18 protein-coding genes and 1 tRNA gene are annotated in these 22,336 nt (G+C 31.3%); 16 read left to right on the forward strand and 3 right to left on the reverse strand.

Annotation, left to right across the window (positions count from 1 at the left end):
• Window positions 1-2: 2 nt before the first annotated feature.
• Complete coding sequence (locus tag DUT90_RS05885; protein ID WP_114426235.1) at window positions 3-932, reverse strand: ABC transporter ATP-binding protein; 930 nt, start codon at window positions 930-932, stop codon at window positions 3-5.
• A 151-nt stretch (window positions 933-1,083) separates the two neighbouring features.
• On the opposite strand from DUT90_RS05885, the gene DUT90_RS05890 reads away from it, so the two are divergent.
• The 7 genes from DUT90_RS05890 (at window position 1,084) to DUT90_RS05920 (ending at window position 10,975) form a co-directional block, all read left to right on the forward strand.
• Complete coding sequence (locus DUT90_RS05890) at window positions 1,084-3,204, forward strand: T9SS type A sorting domain-containing protein (RefSeq protein ID WP_114426236.1); 2,121 nt, start codon at window positions 1,084-1,086, stop codon at window positions 3,202-3,204.
• Window positions 3,205-3,411: 207 nt separating this feature from the next.
• Complete coding sequence (locus tag DUT90_RS05895; protein WP_114426237.1) at window positions 3,412-3,870, forward strand: MarR family winged helix-turn-helix transcriptional regulator; 459 nt, start codon at window positions 3,412-3,414, stop codon at window positions 3,868-3,870.
• A 14-nt stretch (window positions 3,871-3,884) separates the two neighbouring features.
• On the forward strand, window positions 3,885-6,287 hold the full coding sequence (locus tag DUT90_RS05900; RefSeq protein ID WP_114426238.1) for a 3-hydroxyacyl-CoA dehydrogenase/enoyl-CoA hydratase family protein: 2,403 nt from the start codon (window positions 3,885-3,887) through the stop codon (window positions 6,285-6,287).
• A gap of 4 nt (window positions 6,288-6,291) precedes the next feature.
• Window positions 6,292-7,482 carry an acetyl-CoA C-acyltransferase gene (locus DUT90_RS05905; RefSeq protein ID WP_114426239.1) on the forward strand — a complete coding sequence of 397 codons (1,191 nt, stop codon included), beginning with the start codon at window positions 6,292-6,294 and terminating at the stop codon, window positions 7,480-7,482.
• A 24-nt stretch (window positions 7,483-7,506) separates the two neighbouring features.
• Window positions 7,507-9,303 carry an acyl-CoA dehydrogenase family protein gene (locus DUT90_RS05910; RefSeq protein ID WP_114426240.1) on the forward strand — a complete coding sequence of 599 codons (1,797 nt, stop codon included), beginning with the start codon at window positions 7,507-7,509 and terminating at the stop codon, window positions 9,301-9,303.
• A gap of 236 nt (window positions 9,304-9,539) precedes the next feature.
• Entirely contained in the window at window positions 9,540-10,448 is a 909-nt protein-coding gene (locus tag DUT90_RS05915) for a septum formation inhibitor Maf (RefSeq protein ID WP_114426241.1), read from the forward strand.
• Between the two features lie 80 nt (window positions 10,449-10,528).
• A complete protein-coding gene (locus DUT90_RS05920) occupies window positions 10,529-10,975 on the forward strand; it encodes a KTSC domain-containing protein (RefSeq protein WP_114426242.1) in 447 nt (148 codons plus the stop codon).
• A gap of 138 nt (window positions 10,976-11,113) precedes the next feature.
• Here DUT90_RS05920 and trxB read toward each other — a convergent pair whose 3' ends face one another.
• Window positions 11,114-12,061, reverse strand: coding sequence for a thioredoxin-disulfide reductase (gene trxB, locus DUT90_RS05925; protein WP_114426243.1), 948 nt, complete (start codon window positions 12,059-12,061; stop codon window positions 11,114-11,116).
• A gap of 414 nt (window positions 12,062-12,475) precedes the next feature.
• On the opposite strand from trxB, the gene DUT90_RS05930 reads away from it, so the two are divergent.
• Window positions 12,476-12,550, forward strand: a tRNA-Pro gene (locus tag DUT90_RS05930).
• 63 nt (window positions 12,551-12,613) lie between these two features.
• Here the strand turns inward: DUT90_RS05930 and DUT90_RS05935 are convergent.
• Entirely contained in the window at window positions 12,614-13,708 is a 1,095-nt protein-coding gene (locus DUT90_RS05935; RefSeq protein WP_114426244.1) for a formylglycine-generating enzyme family protein, read from the reverse strand.
• A 153-nt stretch (window positions 13,709-13,861) separates the two neighbouring features.
• Between DUT90_RS05935 and DUT90_RS05940 the strand changes: the two genes are divergently transcribed.
• From DUT90_RS05940 to DUT90_RS05975, 8 genes are read left to right on the forward strand one after another with little or no spacing between them, the layout of a single operon-like run.
• Window positions 13,862-14,518, forward strand: a complete 657-nt coding sequence (locus DUT90_RS05940) for a TetR family transcriptional regulator C-terminal domain-containing protein (protein WP_114426245.1) — start codon at window positions 13,862-13,864, stop codon at window positions 14,516-14,518.
• A 26-nt stretch (window positions 14,519-14,544) separates the two neighbouring features.
• A complete protein-coding gene (locus DUT90_RS05945) occupies window positions 14,545-15,849 on the forward strand; it encodes an AarF/ABC1/UbiB kinase family protein (protein WP_114426246.1) in 1,305 nt (434 codons plus the stop codon).
• A complete protein-coding gene (locus tag DUT90_RS05950; protein ID WP_114426247.1) occupies window positions 15,849-16,481 on the forward strand; it encodes a flavin reductase family protein in 633 nt (210 codons plus the stop codon). Before DUT90_RS05945 ends, DUT90_RS05950 begins: the two co-directional genes overlap by 1 nt.
• On the forward strand, window positions 16,478-17,899 hold the full coding sequence (locus DUT90_RS05955) for an SDR family oxidoreductase (protein WP_114426248.1): 1,422 nt from the start codon (window positions 16,478-16,480) through the stop codon (window positions 17,897-17,899). Before DUT90_RS05950 ends, DUT90_RS05955 begins: the two co-directional genes overlap by 4 nt.
• A 2-nt stretch (window positions 17,900-17,901) precedes the next feature.
• Complete coding sequence (locus DUT90_RS05960; RefSeq protein WP_114426249.1) at window positions 17,902-18,042, forward strand: DUF2256 domain-containing protein; 141 nt, start codon at window positions 17,902-17,904, stop codon at window positions 18,040-18,042.
• Complete coding sequence (locus tag DUT90_RS05965) at window positions 18,012-19,322, forward strand: DASH family cryptochrome (protein ID WP_114426250.1); 1,311 nt, start codon at window positions 18,012-18,014, stop codon at window positions 19,320-19,322. Before DUT90_RS05960 ends, DUT90_RS05965 begins: the two co-directional genes overlap by 31 nt.
• Window positions 19,323-20,807 carry a cryptochrome/photolyase family protein gene (locus DUT90_RS05970; protein WP_114426251.1) on the forward strand — a complete coding sequence of 495 codons (1,485 nt, stop codon included), beginning with the start codon at window positions 19,323-19,325 and terminating at the stop codon, window positions 20,805-20,807.
• Window positions 20,800-22,287, forward strand: coding sequence for a cryptochrome/deoxyribodipyrimidine photo-lyase family protein (locus DUT90_RS05975; protein WP_181858149.1), 1,488 nt, complete (start codon window positions 20,800-20,802; stop codon window positions 22,285-22,287). The genes DUT90_RS05970 and DUT90_RS05975 overlap by 8 nt, the downstream gene beginning before the upstream one ends.
• Window positions 22,288-22,336: the final 49 nt, after the last annotated feature.

Here is a 22,336-nt window from a genome sequence, read left to right on the forward strand (position 1 = left end):
TTTTAACTATTTTTGTTTACAGCTTCAATAAAAATATCATTTGCAGTTGGTATAACTTCTACAAAATGATTGACTTCTCCATGATTTGTTAAAAATGATAATAAATCATTAGCTGTATCTCCTTTTTTTAGGGTTACATTCGCCATAAAAGAATTACTTAATAATTTAAAATTAGGTTTAGTAACTTCAAAATTTTCTTTTAAAATTGCATCTAAGTCTAATGTGTTGGAGGTAGACAAACCAATTTGAAATGTATTTGTTCTATATTCTCTTTTAATATCGTCTAATTTTCCGTCTAATATTTTATTAGACTTGTTAATAAGAGCAATTTCGTCACACATTTCTTCTACAGATTCCATTCTGTGTGTAGAAAATATAATGGTTGCTCCCTCCTCTCTTAGTTGCAATATTTCTTTTGCTATTAATTGTGCGTTTATTGGATCAAAACCTGAAAAAGGTTCATCAAAAATTAAAAGTTTTGGCTTGTGTAACACAGTAACAATAAACTGAACTTTTTGCGCCATTCCTTTAGATAATTCTTCTATTTTTTTTCCCCACCAAGCAGAAATATCAAACTTATCAAACCAGTATTTCAATCTTTTTTTAGCTTCAGCTTTAGATAAGCCTTTTAATTGTGCCAAATACAACGCTTGTTCTCCTACTTTCATAGATTTATACAAACCTCGTTCTTCTGGCAAGTACCCAATTTGTTCTACATGGTTTGGTGCTAAAGGTTCTCCGTCTAAAAAAACACTACCACTATCTGGCATTGTAATTTGATTAATTATTCTAATTAAAGTTGTTTTTCCTGCTCCGTTTGGACCCAGTAAACCAAAAACACATCCTTTAGGTATATGTATGGAAACGTCATTTAAAGCTATAAAATCTCCGTATTTTTTTACGACGTTATTAACTTCTAGCAAATTATTCATAAAGTTTAACTATTTTATTGAAAGTATTGAGCGGTTACAAACTTACATATTTTATATACATTAGTTATAAACTATTTGTTTTGTTACGTATTACTTAGTTCAATTTTTTAGGCTCAAAAAAAAAAAGTCATATCTTTAAAAAAAATCTACTATGAAAACAACATTACTTTTTTTACTATTAATTACTTTTTTAAATTTTAAACTCTACTCTCAAGATTACGAACCTATGCTAAAAGAAGGTTCTTTTTGGGATATGAAAACTTTTGTTATAACTAGTACTTGTCCTGAAAATGTAGAAACTCTAAATAGAATACAAATAGCAGGAGACACTCTAATTAAAGGTAAACTTTATAAAAAGTTAAAGTATGTTTTATTAGAAGATAAAACAGATAATGTATGCATAACTCCGCCTTATTTTTACAATCCTAAAAATTTTATACCGATTAAAGATAAATTTATAAGAGAAGATATCAATGAAAAAAGACTTTACATACTAACTAAACTAGAAAATGATTTTTTTGAAGAATTTACAGTATGTGATTTTAGTTTAAATATTGGAGACGAATTGGAAAATTATTTTGGATATGACAATTCTAATCCTGATTTAAAACTTGTTGTAGAGGATATTAAAACAGATAAAAGCAACCAAAAAGTTTTTTATTTGAATGATGGCTCTTACTATACAGAAGGTATTGGTAAAAACGGAGGCAACCTAAATATTTACCATAATCTGGTTGATGGAACTTATGAAAGAGTTTATTGCTCAGGTAACTTAGCAAATCCAAATGATTGTGCAACTAGACTCAAAGAAAATTATAGTCCATTATTAAAAGATGGTGCCTTTTGGGATGTTGAATCCTTTTATTCAGATGGATCTTATGTCTGTTATTTTCTTCAGAGAAGATACACTATCGATAAAGACACGATAATAAACGACAAAACTTACAAGAAAATTAAAATAACTAAAATATATGCTTACGAAAGTGAGGATATTCAAAACTGCTACGGAGCTCCTTATTATATTAGACCCAATGATTATGTTTATTATCTAAATGAATATTTAAGAGAAGATATTTCTGAAAAAAAAGTATATGTTTGGTCTAGTTTGAATAATACTTCAGAATTTAAAGAATATACCTTATACGATTTCAGTCTAAAAGATGGAGATATAATGACCAACTCTTACGCAGCTGTTGGAAGTATGACCGGTGAAAAAGATGTTACTGTAAGTGTTACTGTAAATGATAAAGGAGAAAAAGTTTTCAATTCGGTGTATGACATTTACACAGAAGGCATAGGCTCTCATTATGGGCTTTGTAGTTTCAAAAGTACTGCATACACCCTCAACCCTTTTAGTGGAGAAAACCTTTTTTGTTGGGGAAATAAAGAGTTAAAAAATAGTTGTGCTTCATTTTTTAAAGAGAAAGAATACGAACCCGTAATAAAAGAAAATTCGTTTTGGGATATCGTTTCTTTTCCTAATCATAAAAATAAAGATGATGATATATACACAAACCAAAGAAGGTATATAATTGACAAAGACACTTTAATAAATAACAAAGTGTATAAAAAAATAAAAGTAAAGAAAGGATATTCTAGTGGCAAAACAGGTATAAATTTCCCTCTTAAACCATACTACATCAAAGAAGAAGATAGTTTTTACTATTTAGAAGAATACATTAGAGAAGATATTTCTGAAAAGAAAGTATATGTTTTCGCAAATAAATGCAAGGGATGCAATAACAAATTAGATAAATTTCAGGAGTATACATTATACGACTATAATTTAAAAGCTGGGGATACTATTAAAAACTCTTACGTCTTTGACAGTGATGTTCCATTAAAAGAAATTGATATTGATTTAAATGGAAGAAAGAGGTATAAATTTGACTATCTTAATTTTTCCTACAAAGAAGGTATTGGTTCTGATTCTGGAATTTGTAATTTTAAAATTACAGACAATGGCAGAGAAGAGCGTTTATTATGTTGGGGTAATAAAGAAGTAGAAAACAACTGTTCAAAGACCTTAAACACAAAAAAATACGAGCTTTCAACTGTAAAAGTCTTCCCAAACCCTGTTGATGATATTTTACAAATTACAAATGCTGATAACCTAACAGTGAGACTTTTTTCTATTGATGGAAAACTAATCAAAAAAGAAATTTTTAAAAATAAAGTAAACCTAGATGTTTCCTATTTAACACATGGAATTTATTTTATTGAATTGTCAAAACTAAATAGCAAAAAAAGACTAAAATTTTTAAAAAAATAAAAACATTTTATTAAGTTTAACTATCCTGATGCTAAAACACTAGAATTTAGTTTTAGTAAAATCACTTGCTATTATCCAGTTATCACTTAAGAAACACGCTTCTTTTTTATCAAATTAGCAAAAAAGAATTGTTAAAATTTACTATGCATGCATAACTTTTTTATAATTTATTATGCGTGCATAGTAAATTTTTATATATTTGACACAATGGAAAAAAAAGAATCTATAGATCATCAATTAAGAGCTACGTGGCAAGCTGTTGCAAAAATGTATAATGAACAAGCTGTTACTCATAACAGCACAATGTCAACTGCATTTGTACTATTAAATATAGACAAAGAAAAAGGCACTCCTTCTACAGCATTAGGTCCTTTAATGGGTATGGAACCCACAAGTCTTTCTAGAATACTTAAATCTATGGAGGAAAAAGGAGCTATATGCAGAGAAAAAAACCCAGATGATGGAAGAAGCGTAATGATAAAACTAACAGACTATGGCAAAGAAATGCGAAAAATTTCTAGGGGTCATGTTATTCAATTTAACCAAACTGTTAGAGACAACGTTTCAGAAAAAGATTTAGAAGGCTTTTTTAAAGTAACCACAACAATTAACAAGCTTATTGCAGATAGAGAAATTTACGCTAAAAGCAATAAGAAAGCAGTATAAAACAAACAAAACTAATGGCAAGAAGAATTAAAAAAGTAGCAATAGTTGGCTCCGGAATTATGGGAAGTGGAATTGCATGTCATTTCGCAAATATTGGCGTTGAAGTTCTTTTACTGGACATTGTTCCAAGAGAAGTAAACGACAAAGAAAAAACTAAAGGACTTACGTTAGAAGACAAAGTCGTACGCAATCGTTTAGTTAATGACGCACTTATGGCTTCCCTTAAATCCAAACCTTCACCAATTTATAATCAAAAATTTGCAAGCAGAATTACTACTGGTAATTTAGAAGATGACATTGCAAAAGTGGCTCATGTAGATTGGATTATGGAAGTGGTTGTAGAAAGACTAGATATAAAAAAATCTGTGTTTGAAAAACTAGAAAAATACAGAACACCTGGAACCATTATTTCTTCAAATACTTCTGGAATTCCAATTCAATTTATGAATGAAGGAAGGAGTGATGATTTTCAACAACATTTTGCAGTTACACACTTTTTTAATCCACCTAGATATTTAAAGTTGTTTGAAGTTGTTCCAGGACCTAATTGTAAACAAGAAGTTACTGATTTCTTGATGATGTATGGCGAAAAATTCTTAGGTAAAACCGCTGTTTTAGCCAAAGATACTCCTGCTTTTATTGGAAACAGAATTGGAATTTTTGGAATCCAATCTTTGTTTCATCAAGTAAAAGAATTAGGGTTAACTGTTGAAGAAGTTGATAAATTGACAGGTCCCGTTATTGGACGTCCTAAATCAGCAACCTTTAGAACTGTAGATGTTGTTGGATTAGACACTTTGGTACATGTGGCGAACGGGATTTATGAAAATTGCCCTGATGATGAAGCGCACGAATTATTTAAATTACCAGATTTCATCAATACTATGATGGAAAACAAATGGTTAGGAAGTAAAACTGGACAAGGTTTTTACAAAAAAACAGTAGTTGAGGGTAAAAAAGAAATCTTAACATTAGACTTAGATACTTTAGAATATCGTACTAACAAAAGAGCAAAATTTGCTACTTTAGAACTGACAAAAACTATTGATAAACCAATTGATAGGTTTAAAATATTGGTTGGCGGAAAAGACAAAGCTGGCGAGTTTTATAGAAAAAACTTTGCCGCAATGTTTGCTTACGTTCAAAATAGAATTCCAGAAATTTCTGACGAATTGTACAAAATTGACGACGCGATGAAAGCTGGTTTTGGTTGGGAAAATGGTCCTTTCGAAATCTGGGATGCTGTTGGTGTAGAAAAAGGAATCGAGTTAATGAAAGCAGAAGGTAATGAACCTGCAACTTGGGTAACAGACATGTTAGCTTCTGGCTCTAAAACGTTTTATTCAGTCAAAGAAGGCGCTACTTATTTCTATGACATTCCTTCTAAAACGCAGACTAAAAAACCGGGTCAAGATGCATTTATCATCTTGGACAATATCAGAAAAACAAACGAAGTTTGGAAAAATTCTGGTGTTGTAATTGAAGATATAGGAGACGGAATTTTAAATGTAGAGTTTCAATCTAAAATGAATACTATTGGTGGAGATGTATTAGCTGGTATTAATAAAGGAATTGACTTAGCTGAAAAAGATTTTCAAGGTTTGATTGTTGGTAACCAAGCAGCGAATTTTTCTGTAGGTGCTAATATTGGTATGATTTTTATGATGGCTGTAGAGCAAGAATATGAAGAATTAAATTATGCTATTAAATATTTTCAAGACACCATGATGCGTATGCGCTATTCATCAATACCAACTATTTCTGCTCCTCATGGAATGGCTTTGGGTGGTGGTTGCGAAATTTCTTTACACGCAGATAAAGTAGTTGCTGCAGCAGAAACGTATATGGGATTAGTAGAGTTTGGTGTTGGTGTAATTCCTGGTGGTGGTGGCTCTAAAGAAATGGCTTTAAGAGCATCAGATTCTTTTAACAAAGGCGATGTGGAGCTTAATATTTTACAAGAAAACTTCTTAACTATAGGTATGGCAAAAGTATCTACCTCTGCTTATGAAGCTTTTGATTTAGGGTTAATGCAAAAAGGTAAAGATGTTGTAGTTGTAAATAAAGACAGACAAATTGCCACTGCAAAAGCACATGCTAAATTAATGGCAGAAAGTGGCTACACGCAACCTCCAAAACGTAAAGATGTAAAAGTTTTAGGAAAACAAGCCTTAGGAATGTTCTTAGTAGGAACAGACTCTATGGAGCACTCTAAATACATATCAGAACACGACCAAAAAATTGCCAATAAGTTAGCTTATGTAATGGCTGGTGGAGACTTATCTGAACCCACATTGGTTACAGAACAATATTTACTTGATATTGAAAGAGAAGCGTTCTTATCACTGTGTACAGAACGTAAAACCTTAGAACGTATTCAACACATGTTAAAAACAGGTAAACCTTTAAGAAATTAAAATTATGAAAACAGCATATATAGTAAAAGCATACAGAACCGCAGTTGGTAAAGCTCCTAAAGGTGTTTTCCGATTTAAACGTGCAGATGAGTTAGGTGCAGAAACCATTCAACATATGATGAAGGAATTACCAAATTTAGACGTAAAACGTATAGATGATGTAATTGTTGGTAATGCAATGCCAGAAGGTTCTCAAGGATTAAATATGGCTCGTTTTATTTCATTAATAGGACTAAATTCTGTGGATGTCCCTGGAGTAACTGTCAATCGTTTTTGTTCATCGGGATTAGAAACTATTGCTATGGCAGCTGCTAAAATTCAAGCAGGAATGGCAAACTGTATTATTGCGGGTGGTGCAGAAAGTATGAGCTCTGTACCTATGACAGGTTTTAAACCAGAATTGAATTATGATACCATAAAATCTGGTCATGCAGATTATTATTGGGGAATGGGAAATACCGCAGAAGCAGTAGCAAATCAGTTTAAAATTTCTAGAGAAGATCAAGATGAATTTGCTTACAATTCACATATGAAAGCATTAAAAGCACAAGCAGAAAATCGTTTTCAAGATCAAATAGCTCCAATAGAAGTTGAACAAACTTATTTAGATGAAAATGGAAAAAAGCAAACTAAAAAATATACAGTAACCAAAGATGAGGGACCAAGAGCTGGAACTTCTACTGCTGTTTTAAATAAATTAAGACCTGTTTTTGCCGCTGGTGGAAGTGTTACAGCTGGTAATTCATCACAAATGAGTGATGGTGCTGCTTTTGTAATGGTAATGAGTGAAGAAATGGTGAAAGAACTAAATCTAGAACCTATTGCAAGAATGGTTAACTATGCTGCGGCTGGTGTAGAACCTAGAATCATGGGAATTGGCCCTGTTGCTGCAATACCTAAAGCTTTACAACAAGCAGGATTACAACAAGATGACATTGAATTGATTGAGTTAAATGAAGCATTTGCTTCGCAATCTCTAGCAGTAATGCGTGAGTTAAACTTAAATCAAGAAATAGTAAATGTAAACGGAGGAGCGATTGCTTTAGGGCACCCTTTAGGTTGTACAGGTGCTAAATTATCAGTGCAATTATTTGATGAAATGCGCAAAAGAGAAATGAAAGGTAAATACGGAATGGTAACCATGTGTGTAGGAACAGGACAAGGAGCAGCTGGTATATTCGAATTCCTAAATTAATAATAAAATTAAAATATCAATACAATGGCAGATTTATTAAGAGGTGGTCAGTTTTTAGTTAAAGAAACAAATTGCGAAGACGTTTTTACTCCAGAAGATTTTTCTGAAGAACAACAAATGATGAAAGAAGCTGTGATGGAATTTAATGACCGAGAAATCATTCCACATAAAGCACGTTTTGAAGCAAAAGATTACGCCTTAACTGAAGAAGTTATGCGTAAGGCAGGAGAGTTAGGATTTTTAGGTGTTGCTGTACCAGAAGAATATGGAGGTTTAGGTATGGGATTTGTTTCTACACTTTTAACCTGCGATTATATTTCTAGTGGAACAGGTTCTTTTAGTACTGCTTTTGGAGCCCACACAGGTATTGGAACAATGCCCATTACGCTATACGGAACAGAAGAGCAAAAACAAAAATATGTACCTAAACTAGCTACTGGAGAGTGGTTTGGTGCTTATTGTTTGACAGAACCAGGTGCTGGATCTGATGCAAATTCTGGTAAAACTACTGCTGAATTATCTGCTGATGAAAAATCTTACAAAATTAACGGTCAAAAAATGTGGATTTCTAACGCAGGTTTTTGTCGTTTGATGATTGTTTTTGCGCGTATTGAAAACGATAAAAATATTACTGGTTTTATTGTTGAATATGATAAAGACAATCCTAACGGAATAACTTTAGGAGAAGAAGAACATAAATTAGGAATTAGAGCATCCTCTACAAGACAGGTATTTTTTAACGATACTATTGTGCCTGCAGAAAATATGTTAGCAGGACGTGGAGAAGGTTTTAAAATTGCAATGAATGCCTTAAATGTTGGACGTATCAAGTTAGCAGGAGCTTGTTTAGATTCTCAACGTAGAATTATAAATTCTGCTGTGCAATACGCTACAGAACGTAAACAATTTAAAACTCCTATTGCAGATTTTGGAGCCATTAAAGTAAAGTTAGCTGAAATGGCTACTAGTGCTTACGTAGGTGAATCTGCTACATACAGAGCATCAAAAAACATTGAAGATAGAATTGCTTTAAGACAAGAAGCAGGAAACTCTCATCAAGAAGCAGAATTAAAAGGTGTTGAAGAATATGCAATAGAATGTTCAATTTTAAAAGTTGCTGTTTCTGAAGACGTACAAAATTGTGCTGATGAAGGAATTCAGATTTTTGGAGGAATGGGCTTTTCTGAAGAAACTCCAATGGAATCAGCCTGGAGAGATGCAAGAATTGCTCGTATTTATGAAGGCACAAATGAAATTAACAGAATGCTTTGTGTAGGAATGTTAATTAAAAAAGCAATGAAAGGTCATGTTGATTTATTAGGACCTGCTACAGAAGTTGCGAATAGCCTAATGGGAATTCCTTCTTTTGAAACTCCTGATTTTTCTGAATTATTTTCTGAAGAAAAAGTAATGATTTCTAAATTGAAAAAGACCTTTTTAATGGTGGCTGGTGCAGCTTTACAAAAATACGGTCCAGAAGTAGAACAACATCAACAATTATTAATTGCCGCTGCAGACATCTTAATTGAAATTTACATGGCAGAATCTGCAATTTTAAGAACAGAGAAAAATGCAAAACGTTTTGGAGAAGATTCTCAATCTGTTCAAATAGCAATGTCTAAACTGTACTTGTATCATGCAGTAGATAAAATAGAAGAAAAAGGAAAAGAAAGTATCATTTCTTTTGCTGAAGGTGATGAGCAACGTATGATGTTAATGGGGCTAAAGCGTTTTACGAAATACACCAATTACCCAGATATTGTTGATTTGAGAAACGAAATCGCAGAAAAAGTAAAAGCAGAAAATAAATATTGTTTTTAAAAACCTCTTGATGTCAAATTGAGTTTGTTGAGTTCTAATAATTCTTCTAACTCAACTGACAATCAAAGTATAAAAATATGTAGTTTAAAACTTCTAGTTTTAGGTTATATTAGTTGTTTGTTTAGAAAACCATCATTTTCATGATGGTTTTTTTTATTAAATTGATGTTAATTTCCTTTTTAAAAATGTACCCAAACTTCGTTTTATTGTAAATTAGTAGTCTATAATTCATAATCATGAAACGAATGTTTACTACCTATACTCCGCTTCTTCTTAGCTTTTTTCTTTTCTTTTGTGGAAACCTTGAAGTAAAAAAAGAAAAAATCACTAGTAATACAACTACAAAACATTTGAAAAAACACCCCAATTTCAATGATTATTGGTATGCTGGAAAAGCAGAAATAACTTCTTATACATTATCACAAGCTAGATATGGAGATGTATATGAAGGTACAGCTGTTACCATTTTTGTTACAGAAGATTTCCTACCTAAAAAGCAAGTGAAAGCAGACTATTCTGATAAAAATAACATCCCTGTATTAAAATTAAATAGTACAAAGAATTTTACAACAGGAATTTATCCTTATTCAATAATGACAAGTACCTTTACTCCTATAAACAACAATCAAAATGCTCTGAAGATTTCGTTATCATCTCAAGAATGGTGCGGAAATACTTTTGTACAACTTAACAATAGAGTCAATTACCAAGTTCAATTTTTTTCGTATTTTGAAACAAATTCTGATAGAAAAATAGCTTTAAAAAAACTACCTCTTGAAAATGATTTTTGGACCAAACTTAGAATAAATCCAAAAAGTATTAAAACTGGCCGTTATCAAGTGATTCCTTCAATGGAGTTTTTAGCGCTCAATCATCAAAAAATAAAGGAATATGATGCTGAAGTAAGTCTTATTCAAAAGGGAGATTTTACTTATTTCTCTGTTTTTTATCCATCATTAAAAAGAAAATTATCTATACAAGTAACAAGTGTATTTCCTTATACTATTGAAGGTTGGGAAGAAATCACCAATAATCGTGGTAAAAAATTAACTTCTAGAGCTACAAAGATAAAGACTATACAATCTGCATATTGGGCTAAAAATGGCGTTACAGACACTAAGGAACGTAAGGAATTAGGCTTGTAAAACACTTCATTTATTTGCGAAAAACATCAACATAATCCATTTAATATCAATACTTTTGCACGCAATTTGAAAACAATAAAATGAAGCGTATAAAACAATATAAAAAACTTTTTAATGTAGAAGGAGCTATTGATTTAAAAGAATTAAAGAAAACCTACAGAAGTTTGGTAAAAGAGTGGCATCCAGATAAATTTCAGGATGAAGAAAAAAAAGCCAAGGCAGAAATTAAAAGCACTGAAATTATAGATGGTTATCACTTTTTGGTTAGCATTGCTCCTGAAACTAAAGCAGCAAATTCAGATGCTTATAAAACCACAATTACTGAATTTCAAATTGCAGATTGGCGTCATAAAAGTATGCTTTTAGAAGTTACTTTTACAGATGGAAATACTTATGAATATTTTGGTGTAAACAAAATACTATTTGGAAAATTTATCAATGCAAAATCGATAAATAATTTTGGAAAAAGAAATATTTTTAATAAATTTATTTATAGAAAATCGATGAAAGCAGCTGCAATGACTTAGTATATTGTTATTCTTAATTCAGCAGAAATCTCGTAAATAAAAAATACAAATTACATCTTATCTAATAATGACGCATATAAAAAGGGATTACTTATAAATAAGTAATCCCTTTTTTTTTATTGAGTTAAAGTAAATTGCCTATTCTAAAGCGCCTAGATAACGTTCTGCATCTAAAGCAGCCATACATCCAGTTCCTGCAGCAGTTACGGCTTGCCTATAATCTTTATCTTGTATATCACCAGCAGCAAAAACTCCAGGTAAATTAGTTTTTGTAGTTTTTCCTTTAGTGATTAAATACCCCGTTTCATCCATGTCTAAAACACCTTTAAACAAGTCAGAATTTGGTTTGTGACCAATTGCAATAAAAACACCAGTTACAGCAATTTCTGTAGTTTCTTTAGTTTGATTGTTAATTGCTCTAACCCCCTCAACTACGTTTGTTCCTAACACCTCATCAATTTCAGTATTATACAATACTTCTATATTTTCAGTTTTATTTACGCGATGCTGCATTGCTTTAGACGCTCTCATGTAATCTTTACGAACCAACATCGTAACTTTGCTGCAAATGTTTGCTAAATACGTTGCTTCTTCTGCAGCTGTATCTCCTGCTCCTACAACAACTACATCTTGTCCTTTATAAAAGAAACCATCACATGTAGCACACGCAGAAACTCCTCCTCCAATTAAACGTTGTTCACTTTCTATACCTAGGTATTTGGCTGTTGCACCTGTAGATATAATTATTGTATCTGCCTCTATGTGTTTAGATTCATCTACCACAACTTTATGAATTCCTCCAACTTCTTTACTCAAATCCACAGAAGTAACCATTCCAAAACGAACTTCTGTCCCAAAACGTTCTGCTTGATGTTTTAAATCTTCCATCATTGCAGTTCCATCAGTTCCGTCTTTATATCCTGGGAAATTATCTACTTCTGTAGTAGTAGTTAATTGCCCCCCCATTTGCATTCCTGTGTACATAACAGGTTTCATATCTGCTCTTGCCGAATAAATTGCTGCTGTGTAACCTGCAGGTCCTGAACCAATGATTAAACACTTTATTCTTTCTATAGTATCTGACATAATCTTATTTTCTATATTTAGAGAGACAAAAATATTATTTTTTGACTCTTTATAACACTATTGTTTATAAGTTTTTATAATGAAAAAATAAACGAATTGAATACAATTAAAGTAAGAATAATTTTGAGTGAATTTAACACCTCTCTCATTTCTTCATTTTTAAAAATGAGTTAATTCATCTTTTTTTAAATAATTCATACAGGAATATAGAATAAAAGTAAATTTCGTAGATTTATTTAAATTTTGTACAACAATCTCATATTCATTATTTTGAGAATAAATAAAAAAGTAGTAAAAAAACAAATACGGCAATACGTTTTATTTTTTGTTTTATTCTTAAAATTTAAAGCAAAACTTTTTATACAATTATAAATAATATTCTATATTTGCAGTCCTTAAAAGATATCCATTTTTCGGGGTGTAGCGTAGCCCGGTTATCGCGCCGCGTTTGGGACGCGGAGGTCGCAGGTTCGAATCCTGCCACCCCGACTAAAAACAAAAAACCTTGATATTTTTTATCAAGGTTTTTTTTATGATTATAAATTTGTAACTCTACTTTTGCAAAATCATTTCTTTAGTGGCAACGGTTCTAAAACCAATATGATCTGAACTTGAGTTGGGTTCCATTCCCATTTTAGCAGAAATTCTAAAACTCGCGCAATATGACTCATGACACAAAAAGGAACCACCTTTAATTACATATTCAATCTGATATGGATTACTAGGTGTATAAGATTTAGACGCCCCTTTAGGATTTTTTAAAACCGAACTAGAATTTATAGTTTGGTAATACTCTACATTAAATAAATCTGAAGTCATCTCCCAAACGTTACCTGCCATATCATATAAACCAACACTATTAGCGGGGTAAGATTTAACGGGCGATATATATTCAAATCTGTCTTCAGAAATATTTTCTGTTGGAAACGTTCCTTGCCAAGTATTAGCATTTTCATTTAAATCTTCATACTTGTTTCCCCAAGAATATATATTATCTTCAAATTTACCTTGTGCTGCAGATTCCCATTCTGCCTCGGTAGGCAATCTTCTATTCGCCCATTTGCAGTAAGCCAAAGCATCCTCTCTTGCTACATGAACTACTGGATGATTATCTTTTCCTTCAATAGAACTTTCAGGACCATCTGGGTGTTTCCAATCTGCACCCAATTGCCATTTCCACCACTGCCCATAATTTGCCATAGAAACAACACCTTTAGCTTGTTTATTAAAGATTAAACTTCCGGGTTGTAAAATAGAATCTGCAGGCTTAGGCGTCCCTTGTGGTAAAGATTTTTTTATCTCCTCCCAATCAATCGGTCTTTCTGCTACTGTTATGTAATTGGTTTCTTTTATAAATTTTCTAAATTGTTTATTTGTAACTTCATGAATATCTATAAAAAAACCATCTACCGCTACTCTATGTGCTGGTTTTTCTCTTGGCATTGCGTATTTATCAGCAGTCTTTGCGCCCATCAAAAAAGTTTTTTTAGGTATCCAGACCATTCCTTCTGGTACTATTTCTTCTTTTAATATAACGCTCTTGTTTTCAAGACTCACTTTTTCTGCTTCTTTTTTCTCTACGCAACCAATAATAAGCACAGAAAATAATAAAAGTGTTTTTGGTAAGATTTTGATATATCTATTCATGGTATCAATTTATCATTAGAACAAATATAATTATTCTATTTTGTTATGGATTTTTAAAAGGTAAAAATCAATTTAGTTTTAACAAAAGATTATTGTTTAACATATATTCATTTACATTAAACATTTGTATCTTTACTACAAATAAAAATAACCATGGCTCGTAAGAAAAACATCACCAAAGACAACATTATTACTTGGTATATGGAATTTGTTTTAGAAAACAACCATCAACCAAAATCTGTATTTAGTTTTGCTAAAGAAAATAATTTTGAAGAAGCAGATTTTTATAAATTCTATGGCTCTTTTGATGCTGTAGAAGAAGCAATTTTCTCTGAATTTTTTCATCACACAATAACTGTTTTAGCAAAAAGTGAAGATTATGAAAACTATGATGCACGAAATAAATTATTGAGTTTTTACTTTACATTTTTCGAAGTTTTAACAGCTAACAGAAGTTATGTTGTATATGCTTTAGAAAATGCTAAAAGAGATTTAAAGAAAATGAAATCTCTTAAATCTTTGAGAGAAAACTATATTCAGTTTGTTGAGAATTTAAATATAGAACGAATTGAATTAAAACAAGAAACATTAGAAAAAATACAAAATAAATCTATTAAAGAATCTTCTTGGATGCATTTGTTAATTACCATGAAATTCTGGTTAGATGATGTTTCTCCTTCTTTTGAAAAAACTGATATTTTTATTGAAAAATCTATCAATGCACGCTTTGATGTTATGGATATAAAACCACTAAAAAGCATTATAGATTTTGGTAAGTTTATTTTAAAAGAAAAAGTAAACTTTAATTAATAAAAAAACATCAGTAATTCTGATTTATGAAAACAATCGATTCAATTCCTACTTCTAAAATACAAAGAGCCTCAAAATTGGTTACCACAGGTGCCAAAATTGGTGTCAATTATTTAAAATATTACGGAGATAAAATTACCAAAACTGAAAACGAAGCAAAGGCTCGTTTAAATGAAAATAATGCAGAAGACATTTATGACGGACTAAAACAGTTAAAAGGTAGTGCCTTGAAAGTTGCTCAAATGTTAAGCATGGAAAAAAGCATATTACCGCAAGCTTATGTAGAAAAATTTTCACTTTCACAATTTTCTGTACCACCTCTTTCTCCTGCATTAGTTACAAAAACTTTTAAGAAATATTTTGGGAAAAATCCTAATGAAATTTATGACAAATTTGATTCGGTTTCTGTGAATGCTGCAAGTATAGGTCAAGTACATAAAGCAGAAAAAGATGGCAAAACACTAGCCGTAAAAATTCAATATCCGGGAGTTGCAGAAAGCATTGCTTCAGACCTTTCTTTGGTAAAACCAATTGCTATTAAAATGTTTAATATTAGAGGAAAAGATTCTGATAAATATTTTAAAGAGGTTGAAAACAAGCTTGTTGAAGAAACAAATTACGTTTTAGAAGTAGCGCAAAGTCAGGCAATTGTAGAAGCATGCCATCACATACCAAATTTAAAATTCCCGAATTATTACCCAGAATTATCTTCGGATAGAATCATAACGATGGATTGGATGCAAGGTGTACATCTTTCTGAATTTACATATAAAAATCAAGAAATAGCCAATAAACTCGGTCAAGCTTTGTGGGACTTTTATATGTATCAAATTCATAAATTAAAAAAGGTTCATGCAGACCCTCATCCAGGTAATTTTTTAATTTCTCCAGAAAATGAATTGATTGTTATTGATTTTGGTTGTATGAAAACAATACCTGATGATTTTTATATACCCTATTTTGAATTGGCAAATAAAGAAAATATAGCCAATCCTGAATATTTTGAACAAAAATTATTTGAGTTGGAAATATTAAGAGAGGATGATTCTAAAGAAGAATTGGTGTTTTTTAGAGCTATGTTTCATGAAATGCTAAGTTTATTTACGCAACCCTTTAATCAAGAAACTTTTGATTTTTCAGATGAGGTTTTCTTTGGAAAAATATCTGATTTAGGAGCCAAATACGCAAAAAGCACTGAACTTAAAAACATGAATGGTAACAGAGGTTCTAAACACTTTATTTACATTAATAGAACATTTTTTGGTTTGTATAATCTGATGCACGATTTGAAAGCAAAAAACATCAAAATCAATAATTTTAAGACGTACTAATGGCATTTTTTGATACAAAAGACATTAACGGTTTAGATAAAATCTTTAGAATAAATCTTATAAATAGTTGTTCTGGATTTAAATCTGCCAATTTACTTGGTTCTATATCTGAAGATGGTATTCCTAACGTAGCTGTTTTTAGTTCTGTAACCCACTTGGGTTCTAACCCTCCTACTCTGGGTTTTATTTTAAGACCTACAACAGTTCCTAGAAACACCCATAAAAATCTTAAAGACACAGGCGTTTTTACCATAAATCATATATACGAAGATATTATTGATGATGCGCACCACACCTCTGCAAAATATCCAGATGATGTTTCTGAATTTGACGTAACCAACTTAAAAGAAGAATATAAAGGTAAATTTAAAGCTCCTTTTGTTAAAGGAGCACCAGTGCAGATGAGCATGAAATTTGTAGAAGAAATTTATGTCCCTTCTAACAATGTAATGCTCATTGTATCTCAAATTCAAGAATTGTATGTAAACGATGAATTACTGCAAGAAGATGGTCTTGTAAATTTATCTAAAGGTAATGTAGCTACCATAAATGGATTAGATACCTATGCTATTCCTAAATTTAAAAAACAATTGTCTTACCAAAGACCCAAAAAAATTGAGCAAGGTGTATGAAAATTCTCGTAACAGGTGCCACTGGCTATATAGGTAAACGTTTAATTCCGTTATTACTGAATGACGGACATACCATAATTTGCCCTGTAAGAGATAAAAAAAGAGCAGAAAACTATTATAAAGATCAAAAAAAAATTCATTTAATTGAAGCCGATTTTTTAGATGCAGCTTCTTTAGAAAAAATTCCAAAAAACATAGATATTGCCTATTATTTAATTCATTCTATGTCTAATTCTGCTAAAGAATTTCACGTACTTGAAGAAAAATGTGCCAATAATTTTAAACGATTTGCAAAATCAACATCGCTGCAACAAGTCATTTATTTAAGTGGTATTACCAATGACACTAAGCTTTCAAAACATTTATTGTCTAGAAAAAATGTAGAAAAAACATTAGAATCTGGAGATTATTCGTTAACCACTTTTAAAGCGGGAATTATAGTAGGCTCAGGAAGTTCCTCTTTCGAAATTATAAGAGATTTGGTAGAAAAACTACCCGCAATGATAGCTCCAAAATGGTTGAACACAAAATCGCAGCCTATTGCTGTTAGGGACGTGCTTTCTTTTTTGCACAGAGCACTCTATAAAAAAGAATTATTCAATGCTTCTTACGACATTTTTGGTCCAGAAATTTTGACCTATAAACAAATGTTATTGCAATTTGCAGAGGTTAGAAAATTAAAAAGATGGATTTTTACGATACCTGTAATGACCCCAAAATTATCTTCATATTGGCTATATTTTGTAACATCTACATCCTATAAACTAGCTAGTTCTTTAGTCAACTCCATGGGTGTTGAGGTTATTGGCAAAAGTAGTAACATCAACCAAATCTTAGATGTATACCCCATGTCTTATAAAGAAGCTGTACAACTAGCATTTAAAAAAATAGAGCAAAACAGTATTATTTCTAGCTGGAAAGACTCCTACATCAGTAGCGGAAAATTAAAGAAATATGTTCATGAATTTATAAACGTTCCAGAATATGGTTGTTTTAAAGATTTTAAGAAAAGAACCGTTAAAAATCGAGAAAAAACAATTAACAAAATATGGGCAATTGGTGGTGAAACGGGTTGGTACTATGGCACTTTTTTATGGAAAATTAGAGGCTATATAGATCAGTTTTATGGGGGCGCAGGTTTAAGAAGAGGTAGAAGACACCCCAATGAATTAAATTCAGGAGATGCATTAGATTTTTGGCGTGTCATTTACGCAGACAAAGAAAAAGGCAGGCTTTTATTATATGCAGAAATGATTTTACCTGGTGAAGCTTGGTTAGAGTTTAAAATTGAAGAAAATCAAATATACCAAACAGCAACCTTTAGACCACATGGTCTTGCTGGTAGACTCTACTGGTATGCCGTCATGCCCTTTCACTGGTTTGTTTTTAATGGAATGATTAACAACATTAACAAATAATTTTGAGAAAAGAACATCTTCCTACAAAGATTTGCCCGGTCTGCAAAAGACCTTTTTCTTGGAGAAAAAAATGGGAGAAAAACTGGGAACATGTAAAATATTGTAGTAAAAAATGCAGCAAAAACAGAACAATACCGCATTAGTATGGTTTAGAAATAACTTAAGAGTTAACGATAATAACTCACTAACTAAAGCTACCGAAAATCATGATAACGTAATTGCTGTGTTTTTCTTTGATCCAAAATTTTTTAATAAGGACAGATTTGGATTTAGAAAAACCGAAAAATTTAGAGCGCAATTTCTGTTAGAATCTATTAAAAATCTAGAAGAAAATTTAGCTAAATTAAATATTACTTTACTTACCTACTTTGAAAGTCCCGAAGAAAGAATATCTCAACTTTGTTCGGAATTTTCCATTAATACCATTTATACACAAAAGGAATGGACTCCTGAAGAACTTTTAAGCAATAGAGGTATTCAAAAATCTCTTGTAGAATCCATAAAAATTATTGAAGATTTTGATCAGTTTTTATATCATCCTGAACACGTGACTTCTAATTTTTCTAAAATTCCGGACGTTTTTACCGTTTTTAGAAAAAAAATAGAAAAATACGTTTCGGTATTACCTGAGGTAAAACCTACTTTAATGCCTCTAGATAATTTGCTCTCTGTTTCAACTAAAATACCTACAATAGAAGATTTAGGGTACTCCACTTTTGAAGCCTCTCCAAAAACAGCTTTTCCTTTTAAAGGTGGTGAAGATACTGCTTTAAAGAGATTACATTATTATTTCTTTGAAACTAAAAAGGTAAGTTTTTATAAAAAAACAAGAAATGGTTTAGTAGGTATAGATTATTCTACAAAATTCTCATCATGGTTGGCAAACGGATCAATTTCACCAAAAACTATTTATTGGAACCTAAAGAACTTTGAAGAACAACACGGCAAAAATCAATCTACATATTGGGTGATTTTTGAATTGATTTGGAGAGATTACTTTAAGTATATTTCTTTAAAATACGATGCTAAAATATTTAAGATTGGAGGTATTCTTGATAGAGATTATGAATGGAAAAATAACCAGAACACCATTCAAAAATGGATTGATGGAGAAACTGATGATAATTTTGTAAATGCCAACATGATAGAACTTAAAGAAACTGGCTGGATGAGTAACCGCGGTAGACAAAATGTGGCCTCTTATTTTGCAAAAGAACTATTACAAGATTGGAGGATAGGTGCTGCATATTTTGAATCGATGTTAATAGATTATGATGTGCACAGCAACTATGGAAACTGGATGTATGTAGCTGGTGTTGGCAATGATCCTAGAGATCGAAAATTTAACGTAAAGTTACAAGCAGATCGTTATGACAATAATCATTCATTCAGAAATTTATGGCTTCAAAAAACATTGTTTTAGATGAAAGAGAACAAGGTACAAATTATTTTTCCACATCAACTTTTTAAAAAAACCGATGTTTTACAAACTGTTGATACGATTTATTTGGTAGAAGAATATTTGTTTTTCAATCAATATAAATTCCATAAACAAAAAATTGCTTTTCATAGAGCAAGCATGAAAGCCTATGAAGCTTTCTTATTAGAACTTAACAAAAAAGTAGTTTACATTGATGCCATTGATGAAAACAGCGATATTAGACTGCTATTACCTAAGTTAGAAAATGATGGTTTTACAAAAATTCATATCATTAATCCCACAGATAATTGGCTAGAAAAACACATTGTGGCATCTAAAGGAAATTTAGAAATTATTTGGTATAGCAATCCTTTATTTATCAATACAAAAGAAGATTTATCCTCTTTTTTTAAACCTTCCAAAAAAAAGTTTTTTCAAACCTCGTTTTATAAAAGTGAAAGAAAAAACAGAGATATTCTTATGGATGGTAAAAACCCGACAGGTGGCAAGTGGACATTTGATGGGGAGAATAGAAAAAAATATCCGAAAGGAAAAATCCCTCCTAGCATTCAGTTTCCTGAAGCATCAAGCTATCATAAAGAGGCTAACCATTACATCAACACCCATTTTAAAGAAAACTATGGTAGTTTAAGTAATTTTGTACAGTACCCTATAAATTTCCAATCTGCAGAAAATTGGTTAACTCAATTTTTTGAAATCCGATTTCATGAGTTTGGTGTTTATGAAGATTCTATTGTTAAAGAAGAGCACTTTTTAAACCACAGCTTACTTTCTCCATTAATTAACGTAGGTTTATTAGACCCTTTAGATGTTATTCATAGAGCCATATATTATGCTACTAAAAATAATGTCCCAATTAATTCTACAGAAGGCTTTACAAGACAAATATTAGGTTGGAGGGAATTTATAAGAGGAGTGTACGAGGCAAAAGGGACCGAAGAAAGAACTAAGAATTTTTGGAATTTCTCTAGAAAAATTCCTGCTTCTTTTTATGATGGTACAACAGGAATACAACCCATAGATGATGTCATCAAAAAAGTAAATAAAACAGCATATGCCCATCACATAGAAAGATTGATGATTTTAGGAAACTTCATGGTCTTGTGTGAATTTGATCCAGACGAGGTCTATAAATGGTTTATGGAACTATTTATTGATGCTTACGATTGGGTAATGGTGCCCAACGTGTATGGGATGAGTTTGTTTGCCGATGGAGGTTTGATGTCTACAAAACCCTATATAAGCAGCAGTAATTATATTATGAAAATGAGTAATTACAAAAAAGGAACTTGGCAAGACACGTGGGATGGTTTGTTTTGGACCTTTATGGACAAGCATAGAAACTTCTTTTTAAGCAACCCTAGATTGGGCATGCTTATAAGAACTTTTGATAAAATGAAACAAGAAAAAAAAGAAATGCATTTTAATAATGCTACACTTTTTTTAAACGCATTAGATAATGGCTGATAAAGAAGAAATAAATATAGTATGGTTTAAGAGAGATCTTCGGTTACAAGATAACGAAGCTATTTTTAATGCCTTAAACACAGGTAAAAAAACCTTGTTTTTATACGTTTTTGAAAACTCTTTAATTAATGACCCTCATTACGATATACGTCACTGGAACTTTATAAAGCAGTCTATTGCAGATATAAATAAGGATTTAAAGCAACACAATACTAAAATTATTTGCGTACAAACAGAGGTCATTACTGCCTTTAATCAGTTGTTGAACTTTTATACTATAGATACTGTTTTTTCTCATCAAGAAACAGGCTTACTTATTACATACAATAGAGATAAAGATTTTGCAAGGTATTGCAGAAATAACAACATCAATTGGATTGAAAACAACAATAATGGTGTATTAAGAGGTTTATTGAATAGAGAAGATTGGTTTGAAAAATGGGATGATTACATGTATGCTCCGCAAATTCAAATTAGTTATTCAAATGCCAATTTTGTAGATATAAAAACTATAGAGACGTTAGAAAAAAATTTTACCACCCCTAATTTAGCTACAGAAAAACAAACAAAATTTCAGTTTGGTGGAACAAAAACAGCTTGGAAATATGCTATGAGTTTCTTTGAAGAGAGACACAAACAATACATGTTTCATATTTCTAAACCAGAACTATCTAGAGAAAGTACCAGTAGACTCTCTCCATATATAGCATGGGGAAATGTATCTATAAGGCAAATATTTCAAAAAGCATTATCCTATCAAAACGAAAATAACAAAAGACATTTAGGAGCTTTTATATCTCGATTACGTTGGCAAGCACATTTTATCCAAAAATTTGAAATGGAACATACCATGGAAAACGCTAGTGTAAATAAAGGATATCATAAATTAAAAAAAAGTATTTCTATAAAGTACCAAAAATCGTGGCAAGAAGGTAAAACTGGTTTTCCATTAGTAGATGCCAGTATGCGTTGTTTAATTGAAACAGGATTTCTAAACTTTAGAATGCGATCTCTTTTGGTTTCTTTTTTTACGCACATTCTATGGCAGCCTTGGCAGGCATCTTCACAATATTTGTCTAAGCTTTTTTTAGACTTTGAACCAGGCATTCATTTTCCTCAACTGCAAATGCAAGCAGGAGAAACAGGTATAAACAATCTTAGAATATACAATCCTATCAAAAATAGCACAGAACATGATGCAGACGCTACTTTTATAAAAAAATGGGTACCAGAACTAGCAAACTTACCCTTAGCCTTTATACATGAACCTTATTTAATGACGCCTTTAGATCAGCAGTTTAATAATTTTAAATTGGGTGAAGACTATCCATATCCAATCATAGAATTACAATCTGCACGAAAAAAAGCAAGCGACATTCTTTGGAACTTAAAAAAAAATTCCACTGTCTTAGAAGAAAACCTAAGAATCTTAAAAAAGCACACCCTTTCTGACAGAAACAGAATGCTTAAAAACGACTAAGCATCATCATTTTAGTAAATTATAATGTTATGTTAATTTTTGTTTAACA

This window comes from Polaribacter sp. WD7, from assembly GCF_003335085.1.
GTDB lineage: Bacteria > Bacteroidota > Bacteroidia > Flavobacteriales > Flavobacteriaceae > Polaribacter.